Raw genomic sequence first — 18,270 nt, forward strand, 5'->3', positions numbered from 1 at the left:
CCTTCTTGAACTTGCAACAGCGCTCGCGCATGCCGCGTCCCATGACCTTCGCAAAAGTTCTCGCCCCGCTCTTCGCGCTTTCGCTTGCCGCCTGCGCCACCGTCCCCGACCAGCGCGCAGCCGAGCCCGTGACCATCGGCATCGTCGGGCTCAACGATTTCCACGGCAATCTGGAGCCGATCACCCGGCCCGTGAAGCTGGGCGACGGGCGCGAGGCGAAGGCCGGCGGCGCGGCCTGGCTGGCCGCTGCGGTCGATGCGGTACGCGCAAAGCACAAAAACACGATGGTGATCGCAGCCGGCGACCTGATCGGGGCGAGCCCGCTGGTCTCCTCGCTGTTCCTCGATGAGCCGACGATCGGCGCGATGAACCGCATCGGGCTCGATTTCAACGCGGTCGGCAACCACGAATTCGACAAGGGCTGGCGCGAACTCAAGCGCGTGCAGGATGGCGGCTGCGAGAAGCTGACACTGCGCGATCCGTGCGCGGTCGAACCCGATTTTGCCGGCGCGGACTTCGCCTTCCTCGCCGCGAACGTTGCGATGGAGGATGGCGGCACGCTGTTCCCCGCCTACGGGATCAAGACGTTCGAGACCCCCGCGGGCGAAATCAGGATCGGCGTGATCGGCCTGACGCTGAAGGAAACCCCCACGCTGGTGACGCCCAGCGGGGTCGACGGGCTGACCTTCGGCGACGAGGCGGCAGCGATCAACCGCACCGTGCCGCTGCTGGAAGAACAGGGCGCGGATGCGATCGTGGTCGCGATCCACCAGGGCCTGTACACCGATGTCGGCTTCAACGACAAAAGCTGCGGCGGGGTCGCCGGGCCGCTGATCAACATTCTCAAGCAGGTCGATCCGCGCGTGAATCTGGTCCTCTCGGGCCATACCCATGCCGCCTATGTGTGCGATTTTTCGAAGATCGACCCGGCACGCAGCTTCCTCGTCACCAGTGCGGGCTATGGCGGATCGCTGCTGACCGACATTACGCTCGATTTCGATCCGGCGACGCATGATGTGGTGGGCGTCACCGCAGACAATGTCGTGGTGCAGAGCGCCGCGCCGCAAGACGCCAACCCCGACTTCGCCACGCTGATTCCGCGCAGCGACCTCACCGAATATGTCGCGCGCTACAGCGATGCGGCGAGCGCGGCGGAGCAGCGCCCGGTCGGCCGGATCAGCGGCAATCCCACGGCCCCCGGCCCCGCGACCGAGGAAACCCAGCTGGGCAATTTCATCGCCGACGCGCAGCTTTTCGCGACCCGCGATGCGGGCGCGCAGATCGCCTTCATGAACAATTCGGGCATTCGCGGCGCTGGGCTGGAGCCTGCGGCGGACGGCACGATCACCTTCGGCAGCATCTATTCGGTCCAGCCCTTCGGCAACACGCTGGTGACCAAGACCTTCACCGGCGCGCAATTGCTCGCGCTGCTCGAACAGCAGTTCGACGATGACGGCTTCGTGCAGACCTTCAGCCCGTCCGAAGGCTTTGCGCTTGTCTACGATATGAGCCGCCCGGTGGGATCGCGCGTCGTCTCGGTCACGCTCGATGGCGAGCCGATCAATCCCCAAGCCGATTATCGCGTCACGATGAACAGCTTCCTCGCCGCAGGCGGCGACAGCTTCACCGTGTTCAAGGATGGCACCAACGTGGTCACCGGCCCGGTCGATCTGGACGCGATCGAGGCCTACCTGGCGGGCAAGGACATGGTCGCCCTGCCCGCCACGGGGCGGGTCACCGGAGTGATGTAGCCTACACAGCTGGCGAAGACGGTACAGTTCACATAGCACCTGGGCGAAGCGCCGGAATCAATGATTCAATTGACCATCCCAATCAGAAATTCCGACCGATCAAATCTCAATTATCCTTGAAACTACCGATCTATGTGTCCTCAGCTAATTTCAAAATGAACGCGACAGTAAGCATTCCTAGAGAAAGAAAAGTAAGAAATGCGCCTCTTTCTCCAAGCAGGTAAAATGATAAGCATAAAGAGTTTATAAATAAAGCGCCTGCGCCAATTAGTAGAGAGAAATCTATTTTTTTATTAGGCCTATCGTAAACAAGCAATATACATCCCATGGAGAATGCATAGAAGAAAATCATGGCTAATATTGAAAGGGCCCTGCCGACAGTAAATTTATCACTGTCGATCATCATGCAGTTCTCCCACGAAAAGTAGGAATCGCAGACGCGAATTGTCCCGTAGACACTTTCGTATAATACGAACCCCATCAAAATGATGGATAATTCGAAGAACCAAACGGAGCCGCGATTCATCTCACATCCTGAACACGCCGAACGCCGGGCGATCCTCGATCGGCGCTTCGAGACAGGCGGCGAACGCCAACCCCAGCACGTCGCGGGTCTGCACGGGGTCGATCACGCCGTCGTCCCACATGCGCGCGGTGGCGTAGTAGGGATTGCCCTCGTCCTCGTATTTCTGGCGGATGGGGGCCTTGAACTCCTCGGCCTGTTCCTCGGTCCATGAATCCGCGTCGCGGTGGACTGTCGCGAGCACGGAAGCCGCCTGCTCGCCGCCCATCACCGAGATGCGGCTGTTGGGCCAGCTGAACAGGAACCGCGGAGAATAGGCGCGGCCCGCCATGCCGTAATTGCCCGCACCGAAGCTGCCGCCGATCAGGATGGTGACCTTGGGCACGCTCGCGGTAGCTACCGCCGTCACCAGCTTCGCGCCATGCTTGGCGATGCCTTCCGCCTCGTACTTCCCGCCGACCATGAAGCCGGAGATGTTCTGGAGGAACAGCAGCGGGATGCGCCGCTGGCAGGCGAGTTCGATGAAATGCGCGCCTTTCACCGCGCTTTCGGAGAACAGCACGCCGTTATTGGCGAGCACCGCCACCGGCATGCCCCAGATATGCGCAAAGCCGCACACCAGCGTGGAGCCGTAATCCTTCTTGAACTCGTGGAACTCGCTGCCGTCGACCAGCCGCGCGATCACCTCGTGCACGTCATAGGGCGCGCGCACATCCTCGGGGATCAGCGCGTAGAGGTCTTCCGCGTCGAACTTGGGCGGCACCGGCTCCTGAAGGTCGATATTGGTCGCCGCGTCGGTGTTCGCGCCCAGATGGCTGACGATGTCGCGCACGATGGTCAGCGCGTGTTCGTCGTTCTCCGCCAGATGGTCGACCACGCCCGACTTCTTGGCGTGCAGGTCGCCGCCGCCCAGATCCTCGGCGCTGATTTCCTCGCCCGTCGCGGCCTTCACCAGCGGCGGCCCGGCGAGGAAGATCGTGCCCTGATTGCGCACGATCACGCTCTCGTCGCTCATCGCGGGCACATAGGCCCCGCCCGCGGTGCAGCTGCCCATCACGCAGGCGATCTGCGGGATACCGAGGCTGCTCATCTGCGCCTGGTTGAAGAAGATGCGCCCGAAGTGCTCCTTGTCCGGGAAAACCTCCGCCTGGTAGGGCAGGTTCGCGCCGCCGCTATCGACCAGATAGATGCACGGCAGGCGGTTCTCCTGCGCGATCTCCTGCGCGCGCAGATGCTTCTTGACCGTCATCGGGTAGTACGAGCCGCCCTTCACGGTCGGATCGTTGCACACGATCATCACCTGCCGACCGCTGACGCGCCCGACGCCGCAGATCATCGAGGCGCCGTTGACGTCGCCTTCGTACATCCCGTTGGCCGCCAGCTGGCCGATTTCGAGGAAGGACGAACCGGGATCGAGCAGCCGCTCGACCCGCTCACGGGGCAGCAGCTTGCCACGCGAGACATGCCGCTCGCGATGCTTCTCGCTCCCGCCCAACGCCGCCTCGGCGACCTTGTCGCGCAGCTCTTCGGCAAGCGCCTTGTTATGCTCGAAGCGCGCCTTGGCATCGGGCGCTTCACGGTCGAGCATCGAGGTGAGGGTGGGTGCGGTCACTGCTGTGCTTCCTCTCGGCCCATAACGGTCGGTAGCGGTTCGGTCCGCTTTCCCTTCCTCCGGCCCTTTTTGTATTTGCTTTGATATTCGCGGCGTTGCTTCGTCACCTCGTAGAGGACGATCCCCGACGACGTCGCAAGGTTGAGGCTCTCGATCATTCCGAACATTGGAATCGCAACGCAGGCCTCGCTGCGCTCGACAGCCCGGTCGCTGATCCCGCGCTTTTCATTCCCGAACCAGACCGCAAGCTTGGTGTGCTCGGTGAAATCGCCCTCGTGAAGCCAAACATTGTTCTGCCCCTTCATGTGAGGCGATGTGACAATCGAATGGACATTGTTCTTTTCCAGATGATCGAAGCAATCATCCGTGGTGTCGAATCGCTTTACGAAGCTCCACTTCACCGCAGAAACGGAAGTTTTCGATAGAGAGGATCGCTCACGCATCTCCTGCCAATCGTCCGGCAACGCTTTCCGCGGATCCACGACGTACACTTTCTCGCAACCCAGCGCGTTCACGTTCCGGATCACGGTGCCAATGTTCTTTATGTCAGATGGTGCCTCAATCACCGCGATCAGGTTTTTGCAGACAAACGGCTTGATGGCGTCAGCTCGAGCTCGGACCGAAGGTTTTGATTTCTTCGGCTCTTCTTCACCTGAAACGACTGGCACGATTACGCCTCCTGATTAAATCCGCAGCGCAAGGGCTCACCGCTTCCGCACGAACTCGGCGCGCAGGACGAGGCCCTTGATGCCGGGGTATTTGCAGTCGATCTCCTGCGGGTCGCCGGTCAGTCGGATCGATTTGATCAACGTGCCCTGCTTGAGCGTCTGGCCCGCGCCCTTCACGTCGAGATCCTTGATCAGCGTCACCTGGTCGCCGTCGGCCAGCAGATTGCCGACCGCATCGCGCACTTCGACGGTGTCCGCCGCGGCCTGCTTCGCCGCCAGTTCCGAGGCGGGCATCCATTCGCCGCTTTCCTCGTCGTAAACGTAATCTTCGCTATCGCTCACCCTGCGGCTCCTATCAGTTCGCGGCCGATCAGCATCCGCCGGATTTCGTTCGTACCCGCACCAATGTCGAGCAGCTTGGCATCGCGCATATAGCGCTCCACCGGCCAGTCGAGCGTATAGCCCGCGCCGCCCAGCGCCTGCACGCTTTCTGCGGCCACGCGGAAGGCATTCTCGCTCGCCAGCAGGATCGCGCCTGCCGCGTCGAACCGCGTCGTCTTGTTCGCATCGCAGCTCTTGGCGACCGCGTAGGTATAGGCCCGCGCCGATTGCAGCGCGACATACATGTCCGCCACCTTGGCCTGCATCAGCTGGAACGAACCGATCGGCTTGCCGAACTGCGTGCGCTCGCGAAGGTACGGGATGACAGTGTCGAGGCAGGCCTGCATGATGCCCAGCTGAAGCCCGGCGAGCACCACGCGCTCGTAATCGAGCCCGCTCATCAGCACGCCGACGCCGCCGCCGACCGGGCCCATCACGCGATCCTCCGGCACGAAGCAGTCGTCGAACACCAGCTCTGCCGTGGGCGAGCCGCGCATGCCGACCTTCTCGATCTTCTGGCCGATCGAGAAGCCCTCGTCGCCCTTCTCGATCAGGAAGGCGGTGATCCCGCGCGATCCGGCCTCGCTGTCGGTCTTGGCATAGACCACCAGCGTATCGGCGTAGGGCGCGTTGGTGATCCAGAACTTGGTGCCGTTCAGGCGGTAGCCGCCGTCGACCGCATCGGCCTTGAGCTTCATCGAGACGACGTCCGATCCCGCGCTCGCCTCGCTCATCGCCAGCGAGCCGACGTGTTCGCCGCTGATCAATCCGGGCAGATACTTCGCCTTCTGCTCTTCATTGCCCCAGCGGCGGATCTGGTTGATGCACAGGTTGGAGTGTGCGCCGTAGCTGAGCCCCAGCGAAGCACTCGCCCGGCTGACTTCCTCGACCGCGATCACATGTTCGAGATAGCCGAGGCCAAGCCCGCCATCCTCGGGATCGACGGTGATGCCGTGCAGGCCCAGCTCGCCCATCTGCGCCCACAGCGCGTCCTTGGGAAACCAGTCCTCGCGGTCGATCTTCTCGGCCAGCGGGGCGATCTGCTCGTCGGCGAAGCGGCCGACGCTCTCGCGGATCATCTCCGCGCTTTCACCAAGCTGGAAGTCGAATTCAGGGGTTGCGCGCATGGGGGTATCCTTCTGTTTGCGGGTGCGCATAGCAAGCCCGCGAGCCCCCGCAAACCGGCCGGCAAAGTTTAACAAATATCATGCAATATAAACCTTTGGTGGCGGAACCGGTGCTGATGGTTATATCCTGTCGCTGACGGGATCATGGACACTCTTTTCGAAACCAAGAGCGCGGACGCGAATCGTCCGGATGCAGCGGTCGGTGCGCCGGGGGACCGCGCGCGTGAGCTTGCGCCCTTCGGTATCGATTCGCTGGAAGACGACTTCGAGCTCGAATCGATCGCCGCCTTCGCCGCCAAACTGTGCGGCACACCAAACGCTAGCGTCACCATCGTCGAGGAACGCCGCCAGCGGTTCCTCGCCCGCCACGGGCTCGAGAGCAACGAGACGCCGCGCTCGGTCAGCTTCTGCGCCCATGCGATGCAGGGGGACGAGCTGTTCGTGGTGCCCGACGCCACGAAAGATCCGCGCTTTGCCGATAATGATCTGGTCACGGGCGAGACGCACCTGCGCTTCTACGCGGGTGCCCCGCTGGTGACCGAGGACGGGACCGAGCTGGGCGCGCTGTGCGTGATCGACACCGAGCCGCATCCCGAGGGCCTGAACGAATTACAGCAGGAGGGGCTGCGTGTGCTCGCCCGCTCCGCCGTGCGCCGCTTCGTCAACGAGCGCGAGGCACTGCGCTCTCGCGACCAGGCGAAGGAGCGCGCGCGGATGCTCAATCTGGTGCTCGATTCGGTGCCGGGCATTGCATGGTCCGCCGACGAGGATCTGACCTTCGATTTCTTCAACGCGCGCTGGGACGAAGTCACCGGCGCCGAACCTCCCCGCTCCACCGCCGCTTGGGAGGCGCACATTCACCCCGAGGACTTCGGCAGGACCATTGCCAAGTTCGAGACGGCGGTGCAGCAAACGCGCGTGTTCGACGACGAGTGGCGACTGCGTCTGGCCGACGGATCATACCGCTGGGCGCTGAGCCGCGCGGTGCCGATCCAGCTGGGGAATGGCCGCTGGCGGTGGGTCGGCACGATCATCGATATCGACGATGCGCACCGCCTGTCCGAAAGCCGCGACCTGCTGGCGCGCGAGCTGTCGCACCGGATCAAGAACATCTTCGCGGTGGTCGCGAGCCTGATCACCCTGTCCGCCCGGCGCGATCCGGACCTGCGCTATTTCGCGCAGGAGATGACCGACAAGATCGCCGCGCTGGGTCGCGCGCACGAATTCGTCGCGCCCACAGGCATGGTCCGCGAAAACACGCTGCACGGCCTGCTCGATCAGATCTTCGCGCCGTATAATTCGCAGCACGAACAGCGAATCACGGTGACCGGCTCCAACCCCACGATCCAGGGACGCGCGGCGACCCCGCTGGCGCTGGTGTTCCACGAACTGGCGACCAATTCGGCGAAGTACGGCGTGCTCGCGAACGAGGAAGGCGTGGTCGACGTGACCATTTCGCAGGCGGATCACGACATGCTGCGGATCGAATGGCACGAACCCGGCGTGGCTCCGCAGGAGACCGGCAGCGAAGGCTTCGGCTCGCGCCTGCTCAAGATGAGCGTCGAGGGGCAGATGCAGGGGCGGATCGACCGCCAGTGGAGCGACGACGGCCTGTCCGTGGTGCTCGACCTGTCGCTTGCCGCGCTGGCGGGATAACGGCTCGCCGCATGGCAGCATCGCTCACGTTCGACAGCGTCACCAAACGCTATGATACTACCGAGGCACTGTCCGGTATCGACCTGACGATCGAGCCTGGCAGCTTCGTCGCGCTGGTCGGCGCGTCGGGCTCCGGCAAATCGACCCTGCTCAAGACCATCAACCGGCTGGTCGAGCCTACCACCGGGCGCGTACTGCTGGACGGCGAAGACGTCACCACGCGCGATGCCACCGCGATGCGGCGCCAGATGGGCTATGTATTCCAGCGCATCGGCCTCTTCCCGCATATGCGCGTGGGCGAGAACATCGCGATCGGCCCGCGGCTGGTCGGCGACAACCTGAGCCGGGAGCGGATCGGCGAACTGCTCGAACTGGTCGACCTCGACCCGGCGATGGCCAGCCGTCTGCCCGAGGAACTCTCGGGCGGCCAGCAGCAGCGCGTGGGCGTGGCCCGCGCGCTCGCGGGCGATCCCGATCTGCTGTTGATGGACGAACCGTTCGGCGCGCTCGACCCGGTCACCCGCGATGCGCTGGGCACCCGCGTGCGCGATCTGCACGACCGGCTCGAACTGACGACGCTGATGGTCACGCACGACATGGCCGAGGCGCTGATCCTCGCCGATCGCGTGCTGGTAATGGATGCGGGCAGGATCGTCGCAGACGAGACCCCGCAGGCACTCGCCAGCGGCGGCGGCGGAGAGGTCGCGCAGGGGCTGGTCGCAGTTCCGCGGCATCAGGCCGAACGGCTCAAGGAGCTTGAGACGTGAGCGGCGTGTGGGCCGCGCTGATGGGGCTTGGCGGCGTGCTCGCGCAGCATGTCATCCTGGCTGCCTGCGCGATCGGCCTGGGCATCGCGGTCGCGCTGCCGCTGGCGGTGTGGGCGAGCCGCAGCCAGACGGTCTCGCGCGCCGCGCTGGGTTTCGCGAGCCTCGTTCAGACGATTCCTGCGCTCGCGCTGCTGGCGCTGTTCTTCCCGATTTTGCTGAGCCTGCGCGCGGTCTTCGGCGAAGACCTGCCAACGCTCGGCTTTCTGCCCGCGCTGCTTGCGCTGGCGCTCTATGCATTGTTGCCGATTTTGCGCAACGCGGTGACCGCCCAGACCAATCTCGACCCCGGCGTGATCGAGGCGGCGGACGGCGTGGGGATGAGCTTCTGGCAAAGACTGCGGCTGGTCGAGGCACCGCTCACCGCGCCCTATATCATGGCGGGGATCCGCACCGCAGCGGTGTGGACTATCGGCGCGGCAACGCTTGCCACCACCATCGGCCAGCCGAGCCTGGGCGATCCGATCTTCGCCGGATTGCAGACGCAGAACTGGTCGCTGGTGCTGGCGGGCTGCATCGCCAGCGCGGGGCTGGCGATCATCGCCGACGCGCTGCTCGGCACGATCGAAGCGGGCTTCCGCCGCCGCGACCGCCGCCTGTGGCTGGGCGGTGCGATGGCGGTCGCCATCGGCGTTGCAGCGGCCTTCGTCAGCCAAGTCGACTGGAGCCGGGACGACGGGCGCGACACGGTGGTGATCGGGACCAAGCAGTTTTCAGAACAGCTGATCCTCGGTCGGCTGGTGGGGGCGCAGCTGGAGGAGGCGGGCTACAACGTCGAATATCGCGAAGGCCTCGGGTCGGCAGTGGTCGCGCAGGCTGTCGCCGATGGGTCGATCGACCTCTATTTCGACTATACCGGCACGATCTGGGCCAACCAGATGAAGCGGACCGACAATCCCGGTCGCGATGCGATGTACGAAGCGATCCGGAAATGGGAGCGCGAGGTGCAGGGCACCCGCGTGCTCGGCAAGCTGGGGTTCGAAAACGCCTATGCCTTTGCAATGCGCGAAGATCGCGCAAACGAGCTGGGCATTCGCACGATCGAGGATCTGGCGCGCGCGGGCCCCCAACTGGTCGCGGGCGGCGATCCCGAATGGTTCGAGCGGCCCGAATGGTTCGCGGTGCGCGATGCCTATGGCCTGAAATTCGCCAACCAGCGCAATTTCTCGCCCACCTTCATGTACGACGCGCTGCGCTCCAGCGAAGCCGACGTGATCACCGCCTATACCTCGGACGGGCGGATTGCGGCGGACAAGCTGCGCGTGCTCGAAGACCCGCGCGAGGCGCTGCCCAGCTACGACACGCTGATCATCCTCTCGCCGGAGCGGGCGAACGACGAACGGCTGCTCGCCGCGCTGCGTCCGCTGCTGGGCACGATCAATGTCGAAGCGATGCGCGAGGCCAACTTCTCGGTCGATCGCACCGACGGCGAGAAGAAAACTCCGCGCGAGGCGGCAAGCTGGCTCGCCAAAGAAGTCGGGCTGGAATAGCGGCTTTCCAGATCGGGCCGGCCAGCCCGCGTGGGAAAGCCGTCAGGTCAGGGCCGTGTCCACACCTGCGTCTGGCAGAAGACGGTCACGCAACCCTTAACCTCAAGCTTATTGGGCCCCTTGCGCTGGATCACCGAACGGTAGGTCTTGCCGGACTTCGGATCGTAGATTTCGCCCCGCCACTCGTCGCCATCCTGCCTGAAGCCGGTCAGAACCGGCAGCCCCATCAGCTTACGGCTGCGCAGCGACTTGTCGTTATTATGGATGTCGCGCTGGTCGGCCCCACCTGGCGGGGTCTTGAGGAACTTGGTGATTTTGCCGCACACGCTGCCGCCGCAATCGCCGATTGTGACGACCGCATCCTTGTCCTGCGTTACCCATTGCCCGCCGATGGGATCGGCGGCAAGGGCGGGAACGGCGAGCGCGGCCAGAGCGGCGGCACCTGCGAGCATCGTGGGGAGAAGTTTCTTCATAATCGCCAAACATCTATCAGAACGCGGCGTTCCGCAAGATGAACGACTAGCCCAGCCCGGCGCCTGCGGGCCATTGGGGGTGGGCAATGGCCAGAACCTTGAACAGATCGCCCATCTGTTGGCCCGAAACCAGCCGATGGAGCGCGGTTTCGATCTCTTCCGCGCGCTGCGGAGCGGCCTTGGCCAGCGCCGCCGCGCGCGCATCTATCCCGAGCGCGGACAGGAACGCGCCCTGCGTAGCGCTGCCCAGCACCCGCGCGCCCTCGCGCCGAGCGACCTCGGCCAGCGCGGCGAAATCGACATGTGCGGTCAGGTCCGCCGCGCCCGGCATTACCAGCGGGTCGACCTTCTCGTGGCGCGTGATCGCCTGCAGGGTGGAGCCGGTGCGGGGGGTGAGATGCCCGTAATCGATCATCAGCGCCGTTCCGCCCTGCACTGCAAGCCGCTGCGCGATATCCTGCAGGATCGCGGTCGCCGCAGGGCATGTCTCCACGATCACGCCGACCTCGGCATCGGCGCGATCGGCGGGGACCGCGCTGTCCATCGGCTGGTCGCCCGCCACGAAGCGGAAGTCGTCCTCTTCCCCCAAGCCGACCATGCGTTCGCGCCAGCCCTTCTCGGTGCGGACCAGCTGGCGGACCGGCAGTGCGTCGAAGAACTCGTTCGCCACCAGCAGCAGCGGACGCCCATTCGGCAAGCTGGTCGGGTCGTCGTGGAAGTGTACGCCGGGCACGGCCTCGGCCTGCAAGCTCCGCAATGCAGGCGATCCTTCGACGAAGTGCACTTCCGGCTGCAAGCCGAACCGCGCCATGCTGCGCAGCGCGTCCGCAGCAAGGGTGCCCCGCCCCGGCCCCAGCTCGACATAGATCGCATCCGGCGGGCTGCCCGCGCGGGTCCAGATGTCGGCCAGCCACAGGCCGATCAGTTCGCCGAACATCTGGCTGATCTCCGGCGCAGTGGTGAAGTCGCCCGCGCTGCCCAGCGGATCGCGCGCGGCGTAGTAATGCGCGTTGCTCTCCCCCATGAACCGCGCGACCGGCATGGGCCCGTGCGTCGCAATCAGCCGCCGGAACCGCTCGCCCAGATCGCTGTGCTCACCGCTGTGGGTCAGGATTCGCTCGTCGCGGGCGCATCGACGCGGCCCGTCCTGTTCTGCATCGCGTAGACGATCACCGCGATCCCGACGAGGATCATCGGAATGCTCAGCCACTGGCCCATCGACAGCCCGGTCCGCATCGCGAATTCGGTCAGCTGCGCATCGGGCTGGCGGAAGAATTCGTTGATGAAGCGCGCGGTCGCGATTCCGGCGGTGAACACGCCGACCAGCAGCCCGGGCTTCCAGCGAGCTTTGGTGAGCCAGAACAGCGACAGCATGATCGCCATCATCGCCAGCCCTTCCAGCCCCGCCTGATAGAGCTGGCTGGGATGACGCGCGAGCTGGCTGGGATCCGACGGGAAGACCATCGCCCATGGCACGTCGGTCGGGCGGCCCCACAGCTCTCCGTTCACGAAATTGGCGAGTCGGCCAAAGAACATGCCGAAGGGCACGTTGACCGCGATGTAATCGGCGACGCGCAGCCAGTTGAGATTGTTGCGATAGCTGACCCACAGCAACGCCAGAACAACGCCGATCACACCGCCGTGGAAGCTCATCCCGCCGTCCCACAGGCGCAGCAGGCCCCACGGCATCCAGCCTTCATGGCTGAAATCGACGAACAGTTCCGGGCGGTAGAAGATCGCGTAACCCAGCCGCCCGCCGAAGATCACGCCCAGCGTACAGTAGAACAGCAGGTCGTCGACATGGGTCTGATTCATCGGCGTGCCGGGCGCCTTGATCATCCGCGAGAGGTGCCAATAGGCGAGGACGATCCCCGCGATATAGGCCAGCGAGTACCACCGCAGGGTGAAGAAGCCGAGGTCGATCCCCGGCGTCAGGCCAAGGTCCGACCAGTAAATCGGCTGGTTTGCAGCTTCTGCCAGTAGTGACAGCATTCCATCGACCCCTTAGAGATGCGCCCGAACGATCCCGCCTTGCGCCAACGCGGCTTGCATTGGCACAGGCGGATGTCAGAAAAAAGGACATTGCTCGCACGGCCACAGCGGTCGGCGGGTCACCCGGAGAGAGGAAATCAATGGCGACCGAGCTCGACAATACGCTGGATACGATCATGGACGGGCTGGTTGCGCCCGGCGGCCCTGCGGAGACCGTGCCGTTCACCCGCAACGGCGTGACGATGCCCGCCTTCAAGAACGCCCCGCCCAGCCTGGCGCACTATTTCGCGAATTATTGCGCTGCGCATAAAGACACCGAATTCCTTGTCGATAATGGCTGCCGGCTGACCTTCGGCGAAGCCTACGATGCCGCCCTGCACGTGGCGGCGGGGCTGCTGTCGCAGCACAAGCTGGTCAAGGGCGACCGAATCGGCATCGCCGCGCGCAATTCCGCCAACTGGATCGTCGCCTATATGGGGATCACCATGGCCGGCGGCTGCGCCGCGCTGGTCAACGGTTTCTCCAGCGGCGAGGAAATGGCCGACGCGCTCAAGATGGTCGGCTGCCGGGTGGTTCTGGCCGATCGCAAGCGGGCCGAACGGCTCGAAGGCACCGATCACGGCGCGAAGGTCGTTCCGCTCAAGCATGACTGCAATCCGGCTGAAGGGCTGGCAGCGGTCTGGGGCGATCCCGCAGAGACGACCCTGCCCGAGCTCGGCCCGGACGATTACGCCACCCTGCTCTACACTTCGGGCTCCACCGGCCGCTCGAAAGGCGCCTATTGCGATCATCGCGCGGTGGTCAACGGCACGATGAGCTATGTCGTGCAGAGCCTGATGGCGCTCACCTACCTTTCCGGCAAGGGTGAGGCGTCGGCCCTGCAACCCTGCGCGCTGGTCGCCGTTCCGCTGTTCCACGTGACCGGCGAAGTGCCCGTCTTCCTGCAAAGCTTCGCGCTGGGCCGCAAGCTGGTGCTGATGAAGAAATGGGATGCGCGCGAAGCGTTGCGCCTGACCGAGGCCGAGAAGGTGACCTATTTCACCGGCGTGCCGCTGATGAGCTACGAGATGGCGACCCATCCGGACCGCGAGAAATACGACACCTCCAGCTGCACGTCCTTCGCCGCGGGCGGTGCGCCGCGCCCGACCGACCACGTCACTGCAATCAAGGACGCCTTCCCCGGTGGCTTCCCGCTGCTCGGCTATGGCCTGACGGAAACCAACGCGATCGGCTGCGGTAATTTCAACGAAAACTATCTCGCCAAGCCCTCCAGCACGGGGAAAGCCAGCCGACCGCTGGTCGACCTCGCCATTCTCGACGAAGCGGGCAAACCGCTGCCGGCCGGCGAAGTGGGCGAGATCGGCATCCGCACGGTCGCCAATGTTCTCGGCTACTGGGGCGACAAGGAAGCGACCAGCGCCGCCTTCACCGGCGACATGTATTTCCGCACCGGCGACCTCGGGCGGCTGGACGAGGATGGCTATCTGTTCATCGTCGACCGCAAGAAGGACATCATCATCCGCGGCGGCGAGAACATCAGCTGCCTCGAGGTGGAAGAGGCGATCTACGCGCATGACGATGTCGCCGAATGCTCGGTCTTCGGCCTGCCCGACAATCGCTACGGCGAGATCGTCGGCGCGGTTTACATGACGCGGGAAGGCGCGAGCCTGAACGAAGCCGAACTCGCCGACTTCCTCGAAACCAAACTGCCCCCGTTCAAACGGCCCGCGCATATCTGGCACGAAACCGAGCACCTGCCCCGGCTCGGCACGCAGAAGATCGACCGCAAGGCGCTGCGCGAGCAATACAGCAAGGACTTCGCCGCCGCTTGAGCGCTCCGCCCCTCTCCAACCAGCGCGCCATCGTCGACCGGCGCAAGCTTGCCCAGACAATCGGTGAAACGATCGGCGAGGCGGACGGCGATGGCCGCAGCGCGCGTGACGCAGTGCTCACCCTGCTGCGCAAGGCGTTGGAGAACGGACGTACGGAATTGTCGCGCCGGCTGGCCGAGCATCCCTCTGCCGGGCACGCGCAATGCGGGGGGCAGAGCTTCCTGATCGACCAGCTGCTGCGGCTGATCCACGATTTCGCGAGCGACCACCTCGCCCCCGTGCCCGAGGGCAAGCGTGCGCGGGCGATCACGCTGGTCGCGGCCGGCGGCTACGGACGCGAGGAACTGGCCCCGCATTCCGACATCGACATCGCCTTCTTCGTCGAGCGGGCGGACGATCCGCGCACGGTCAAACTGATCGAGGCGATCCTCTACCTGATGTGGGATCTGGGGCTGACGGTCGGCCATTCGGTGCGCACGGTGGACGACATCGTGAGCATGTCGAAATCCGACGGCACGATCCTGACCTCGCTGCTCGAATGCCGTTACCTGTGGGGCGACGAGGCACTCTACGAAGAGGCACGGAGGCGCTTCTACGCCGAGGTGGTGGACGGGACCGAGCGGCAGTTCGTCGCCGACAAGCTGCGCGAGCGCGATGCCCGGCACAAGCGGATGGGCGACACGCGCTATGTGGTCGAACCCAATGTGAAGGAAGGCAAGGGCGGCCTGCGCGACCTTCAGGCGCTGTACTGGATCGGCAAGTATATCCACCGGGTGCGCGACGCCGCCGAGCTGGTCGACGCAGGGCTTTTCACCACGGCCGAATATCGCAGCTTCCGCCGCGCGGAGGGCTTCCTGCTGGCGGTGCGCTGCCACCTCCACGAAATCACCGGGCGGGCGGAAGATCGGCTGACCTTCGATCTGCAAAAGGGAATCGCGCGGCGGATGAACTTCGCCGACCGGCAGGGCAAGGCCGCGGTCGAGCGATTCATGCAGTACTATTTCCTGCAGGCCAAACGGGTCGGCTCGCTGACCGGCGTGTTCCTCGGCCAGCTGGAGGAACAGTTCGCGAAGAAGCGCGCGCGGCGCGGCCTGCTCGCCGGGTTCAACGCGCGCCCGCGCATGGTCCGCGGCTACACCGCCTTCGCCGGCAAGCTCGCCGCGCCGGGCGACGACTGGTTCCGCAAGGACCCGATCCGCCTGATCGAGATCTTTCAGGTGGCCGAATCCGAACAGCTGGAGGTCGACCCGCGCACCATGCGTCAGGCCGATCGCGACAGCGGCCTGATCAACGACGAGGTGCGCGAATCCCCACGCGCCAATGCGCTGTTCCTCGATCTGCTGTGCGGCCGCAACGACCCCGAAACCGTGCTGCGGTGGATGAACGAGGCGGGCGTGTTCGGTCGCTTCGTGCCCGATTTCGGGCGGGTCAACGCGCAGATGCAGTTCAACATGTATCACCACTACACGGTGGACGAGCATACCATCCGCGCGATCGGTTTCCTCAACGCAATCGAAAAAGGCTCGCTGTCGGAGGAGCATCCGCGTGCGAGCAAGGAGATCCACCGGCTCAAGAGCAGACGAGCACTGTTCGTCGCCACGCTGCTGCACGACATCGCCAAGGGGCGCGGCGGAGACCACTCCGTTCTGGGTGCCGAAGTGGCGGAGAAACTGTGCCCGCGCTTTGGTCTCTCCGAGGAAGAGACGACACTGGTCGCATGGATGGTGCGCCAGCATCTTTTGATGAGCCACACTGCCTTCAAGCGTGACATTGCCGACCCCAAGACGGTCGAGGATTTCGTGGCCGAGGTCCAGACGCTGGAGCGGCTGCGCCAGCTCGCGATCCTGACCGCGGTCGATATCCGCGCGGTCGGCCCCGGGACGTGGAACAGCTGGAAGGGCCAGCTGCTGGGCGAACTCTACGACCTCTCGCACGAGCGGTTGCGGCTGGGCCACGCGACCAGCGGGCGCAAGGGCCGGGTCGCCGCCAAGAAGGAGGCGGTCCGCGCCGAACTGGGCGACAAGGCCGCGCTGATGGACACGCATGAGGACCTGTTCACGGCCCCCTACTGGATCGCCGAACCGCCCGACATCGCCGCGCGCAACATCGTCCAATATACGGTCGCGCGCGAGCTGGGCGAGGCGCTGTCGGTCCATTGCGAGGCCGACGACGAGCGCGGCGCGACGCTGGTTACCGTGATCGCGGCGGACCATCCGGGCATCTTCATGCGGATCGCGGGCGCGATCCATCTGGTCGGCGGCAACATCATCGACGCGCGCATTCACACCACGCGCACCGGCTACGCGGTCGACAATTTCCTGGTGCAGGACCCGCTTGGCCGCCCCTTCGGCGAGGACGACCAGCTCGCCCGGATCGAGCGCAGCATTGCCGACGGTCTGACCGGCGGCGTGCAGCTGGTGCCCAAGCTGGCCAAGCGCCCGCTGCCCCGGCGCGGCGCGGGCGCGTTCGAGGTGCAACCCTTCGTCGCGTTCGACAACGACGCCTCGCACCGCTTCACCGTGATCGAGGTCGGCGCCCGCGATCGCCCCGCCCTGCTCAACCGGCTGGCGCGCGCGCTGTTCGAACAGCACGCAATGATCCGCTCCGCCCACATCACCCACTACGGCGAGCGCGCGGCGGACACGTTCTACGTAACCGATCTGACCGGCGACAAGATCACCGATCCCGGCCGCCTCGAGGCCCTGCGCGCGGCCCTCTCCGACGCGGCCAGCGACGAGATGCAGGCCGAACTGGAGCCTGCTTAGCGTCCGCTACGATACTCGCTTGCGCAAAACGCAAGTTGATGAAGCACATGCAGCGCAGTGCGTGTGAAGAAGCGCGCCTGGAAGCGTCGCGAATTACGATGTGAAAGAGCGGGCCGGCGACGCTAGCACCGTGTGCACGGGTAGGAAAACGCGGGTGTAGGCAGTGTGGAGGGAACGAGAATGGCCGGTTTGCGCCCCGATTACAGGCGTTCAACATTCGACCCGAGAATCTCGTAAGAAACCTTTTGCAATCAAGGTATGGGCGTTGGCTAGAAGTAGGGGTGAAAAAGGGGGCGTTACTTATCCAGCATCCGCATTCCATGTATAGGCTGGCGAGTGTGAATGACGCGCGCCATATTCGCAATATGCTCAGAAGTTTATTCGGAAGACGTTTGGAAGGGCAGCCACCTGCGCCAGAGAGGGAGGAGCCGCAAGTTCCCGCCTTGGAGTCGCGACACGCGATTGGTCGACCTATTGAGCGGGTTCCCGTCTCGCTCGGGAGATACGAGAAGCTGGACCTACGCCACCGTCGCTTTGAGGACATGAACGCCAACAAAGCCGCGTTTATAGACTGTGACTTCTCATATTCTGTGTTTGAGCGCGCTTATTTTCACGCTGCTAGCTTTAACAATTGCAAATTCATCGGCTGCAGATTCTACGATTCCAACCTTCGTGGAGCATCATTCCCGGGCTCCGATTTTCGATACGCCATCTTCCATCGGACGCTTTTGGATTCGAATGAAATGGTCGCGATCCTTCCGCAGGAGCCTAATTTGAAGCGCGACATGCTGCAAAACCTGCGGGCCAATGCAGCCGAGACCGGCAACTTTAGAAGTCAGCGCACATTCGTTCTCGCCGAGATTGAAGCTGCAATGGATCATGAACTGCGGGCGCTGAAAGGGATCGAAGACTACTATCGCCGCAAGTATCAGGGCTTCTTTCCTAAGGCGCAGGCGGCGCTTAAATACTCCGGGTTGCGGTTCAGCGGCCTTCTTTGGGGGCACGGCGAGCGGCCGCTCTTACTCGTGGTGAGTGCGGCTCTCTTCATCGTCGCTCTTAGCTTAATCAATCTCTGGGCTGTGCTGCCGAGAATCGGATGGGAGGCAACCGGTTCCGGCCTAAGAGCCTGTCTTCAAAAGTAGTTGGGAGATATCAGCTGGTTGCGCTTGACGCGCT

15 protein-coding genes are annotated in these 18,270 nt (G+C 64.3%); 7 read left to right on the forward strand and 8 right to left on the reverse strand.

Annotated elements, in window-relative coordinates; genetic code table 11:
• Positions 1–41 precede the first annotated feature (41 nt).
• On the forward strand, positions 42–1,751 hold the full coding sequence (locus VO57_000340; protein XBL69820.1) for a bifunctional metallophosphatase/5'-nucleotidase: 1,710 nt from the start codon (positions 42–44) through the stop codon (positions 1,749–1,751).
• A 130-nt stretch (positions 1,752–1,881) separates the two neighbouring features.
• Here VO57_000340 and VO57_000345 read toward each other — a convergent pair whose 3' ends face one another.
• The 5 genes from VO57_000345 to VO57_000365 form a co-directional block, all read right to left on the reverse strand.
• Positions 1,882–2,157, reverse strand: a complete 276-nt coding sequence (locus VO57_000345; protein ID XBL69821.1) for a hypothetical protein — start codon at positions 2,155–2,157, stop codon at positions 1,882–1,884.
• Positions 2,158–2,278: 121 nt separating this feature from the next.
• Positions 2,279–3,886, reverse strand: a complete 1,608-nt coding sequence (locus tag VO57_000350) for a carboxyl transferase domain-containing protein (GenBank protein XBL69822.1) — start codon at positions 3,884–3,886, stop codon at positions 2,279–2,281.
• Complete coding sequence (locus VO57_000355) at positions 3,883–4,554, reverse strand: RNA methyltransferase (protein XBL69823.1); 672 nt, start codon at positions 4,552–4,554, stop codon at positions 3,883–3,885. Before VO57_000355 ends, VO57_000350 begins: the two co-directional genes overlap by 4 nt.
• 36 nt (positions 4,555–4,590) lie before the next feature.
• Complete coding sequence (locus VO57_000360) at positions 4,591–4,896, reverse strand: alkylphosphonate utilization protein (GenBank protein XBL69824.1); 306 nt, start codon at positions 4,894–4,896, stop codon at positions 4,591–4,593.
• On the reverse strand, positions 4,893–6,062 hold the full coding sequence (locus VO57_000365; protein XBL69825.1) for an acyl-CoA dehydrogenase family protein: 1,170 nt from the start codon (positions 6,060–6,062) through the stop codon (positions 4,893–4,895). The genes VO57_000360 and VO57_000365 overlap by 4 nt, the downstream gene beginning before the upstream one ends.
• A 144-nt stretch (positions 6,063–6,206) precedes the next feature.
• On the opposite strand from VO57_000365, the gene VO57_000370 reads away from it, so the two are divergent.
• The 3 genes from VO57_000370 to VO57_000380 are packed head-to-tail and all read left to right on the forward strand — an operon-like array spanning position 6,207 to position 10,032.
• Positions 6,207–7,718, forward strand: a complete 1,512-nt coding sequence (locus VO57_000370) for an HWE histidine kinase domain-containing protein (protein XBL69826.1) — start codon at positions 6,207–6,209, stop codon at positions 7,716–7,718.
• 11 nt (positions 7,719–7,729) lie between these two features.
• Positions 7,730–8,485 carry an ABC transporter ATP-binding protein gene (locus VO57_000375; GenBank protein XBL69827.1) on the forward strand — a complete coding sequence of 252 codons (756 nt, stop codon included), beginning with the start codon at positions 7,730–7,732 and terminating at the stop codon, positions 8,483–8,485.
• Positions 8,482–10,032, forward strand: a complete 1,551-nt coding sequence (locus tag VO57_000380; protein XBL69828.1) for an ABC transporter permease/substrate-binding protein — start codon at positions 8,482–8,484, stop codon at positions 10,030–10,032. The genes VO57_000375 and VO57_000380 overlap by 4 nt, the downstream gene beginning before the upstream one ends.
• Before the next feature lie 47 nt (positions 10,033–10,079).
• Here VO57_000380 and VO57_000385 read toward each other — a convergent pair whose 3' ends face one another.
• The 3 genes from VO57_000385 to lgt form a co-directional block, all read right to left on the reverse strand.
• Positions 10,080–10,505 carry a DUF2147 domain-containing protein gene (locus tag VO57_000385; protein XBL69829.1) on the reverse strand — a complete coding sequence of 142 codons (426 nt, stop codon included), beginning with the start codon at positions 10,503–10,505 and terminating at the stop codon, positions 10,080–10,082.
• A gap of 46 nt (positions 10,506–10,551) precedes the next feature.
• Positions 10,552–11,547 carry an SAM-dependent methyltransferase gene (locus VO57_000390; GenBank protein XBL69830.1) on the reverse strand — a complete coding sequence of 332 codons (996 nt, stop codon included), beginning with the start codon at positions 11,545–11,547 and terminating at the stop codon, positions 10,552–10,554.
• A gap of 65 nt (positions 11,548–11,612) precedes the next feature.
• Positions 11,613–12,497: a prolipoprotein diacylglyceryl transferase gene (gene lgt, locus VO57_000395; GenBank protein ID XBL69831.1), complete on the reverse strand. Its 885-nt coding sequence runs from the start codon at positions 12,495–12,497 to the stop codon at positions 11,613–11,615.
• A 140-nt stretch (positions 12,498–12,637) separates the two neighbouring features.
• Here lgt and VO57_000400 point away from each other — a divergent pair, with 140 nt between their 5' ends.
• From VO57_000400 to VO57_000410, 3 genes are all read left to right on the forward strand, one after another.
• Positions 12,638–14,329, forward strand: coding sequence for a class I adenylate-forming enzyme family protein (locus VO57_000400; protein XBL69832.1), 1,692 nt, complete (start codon positions 12,638–12,640; stop codon positions 14,327–14,329).
• Positions 14,326–17,094, forward strand: coding sequence for a [protein-PII] uridylyltransferase (locus tag VO57_000405; GenBank protein XBL69833.1), 2,769 nt, complete (start codon positions 14,326–14,328; stop codon positions 17,092–17,094). Before VO57_000400 ends, VO57_000405 begins: the two co-directional genes overlap by 4 nt.
• Before the next feature lie 542 nt (positions 17,095–17,636).
• On the forward strand, positions 17,637–18,236 hold the full coding sequence (locus VO57_000410) for a pentapeptide repeat-containing protein (GenBank protein ID XBL69834.1): 600 nt from the start codon (positions 17,637–17,639) through the stop codon (positions 18,234–18,236).
• Positions 18,237–18,270: the final 34 nt, after the last annotated feature.

This window comes from Citromicrobium bathyomarinum (genome assembly GCA_001306305.2).
GTDB lineage: Bacteria > Pseudomonadota > Alphaproteobacteria > Sphingomonadales > Sphingomonadaceae > Alteriqipengyuania > Alteriqipengyuania bathyomarina.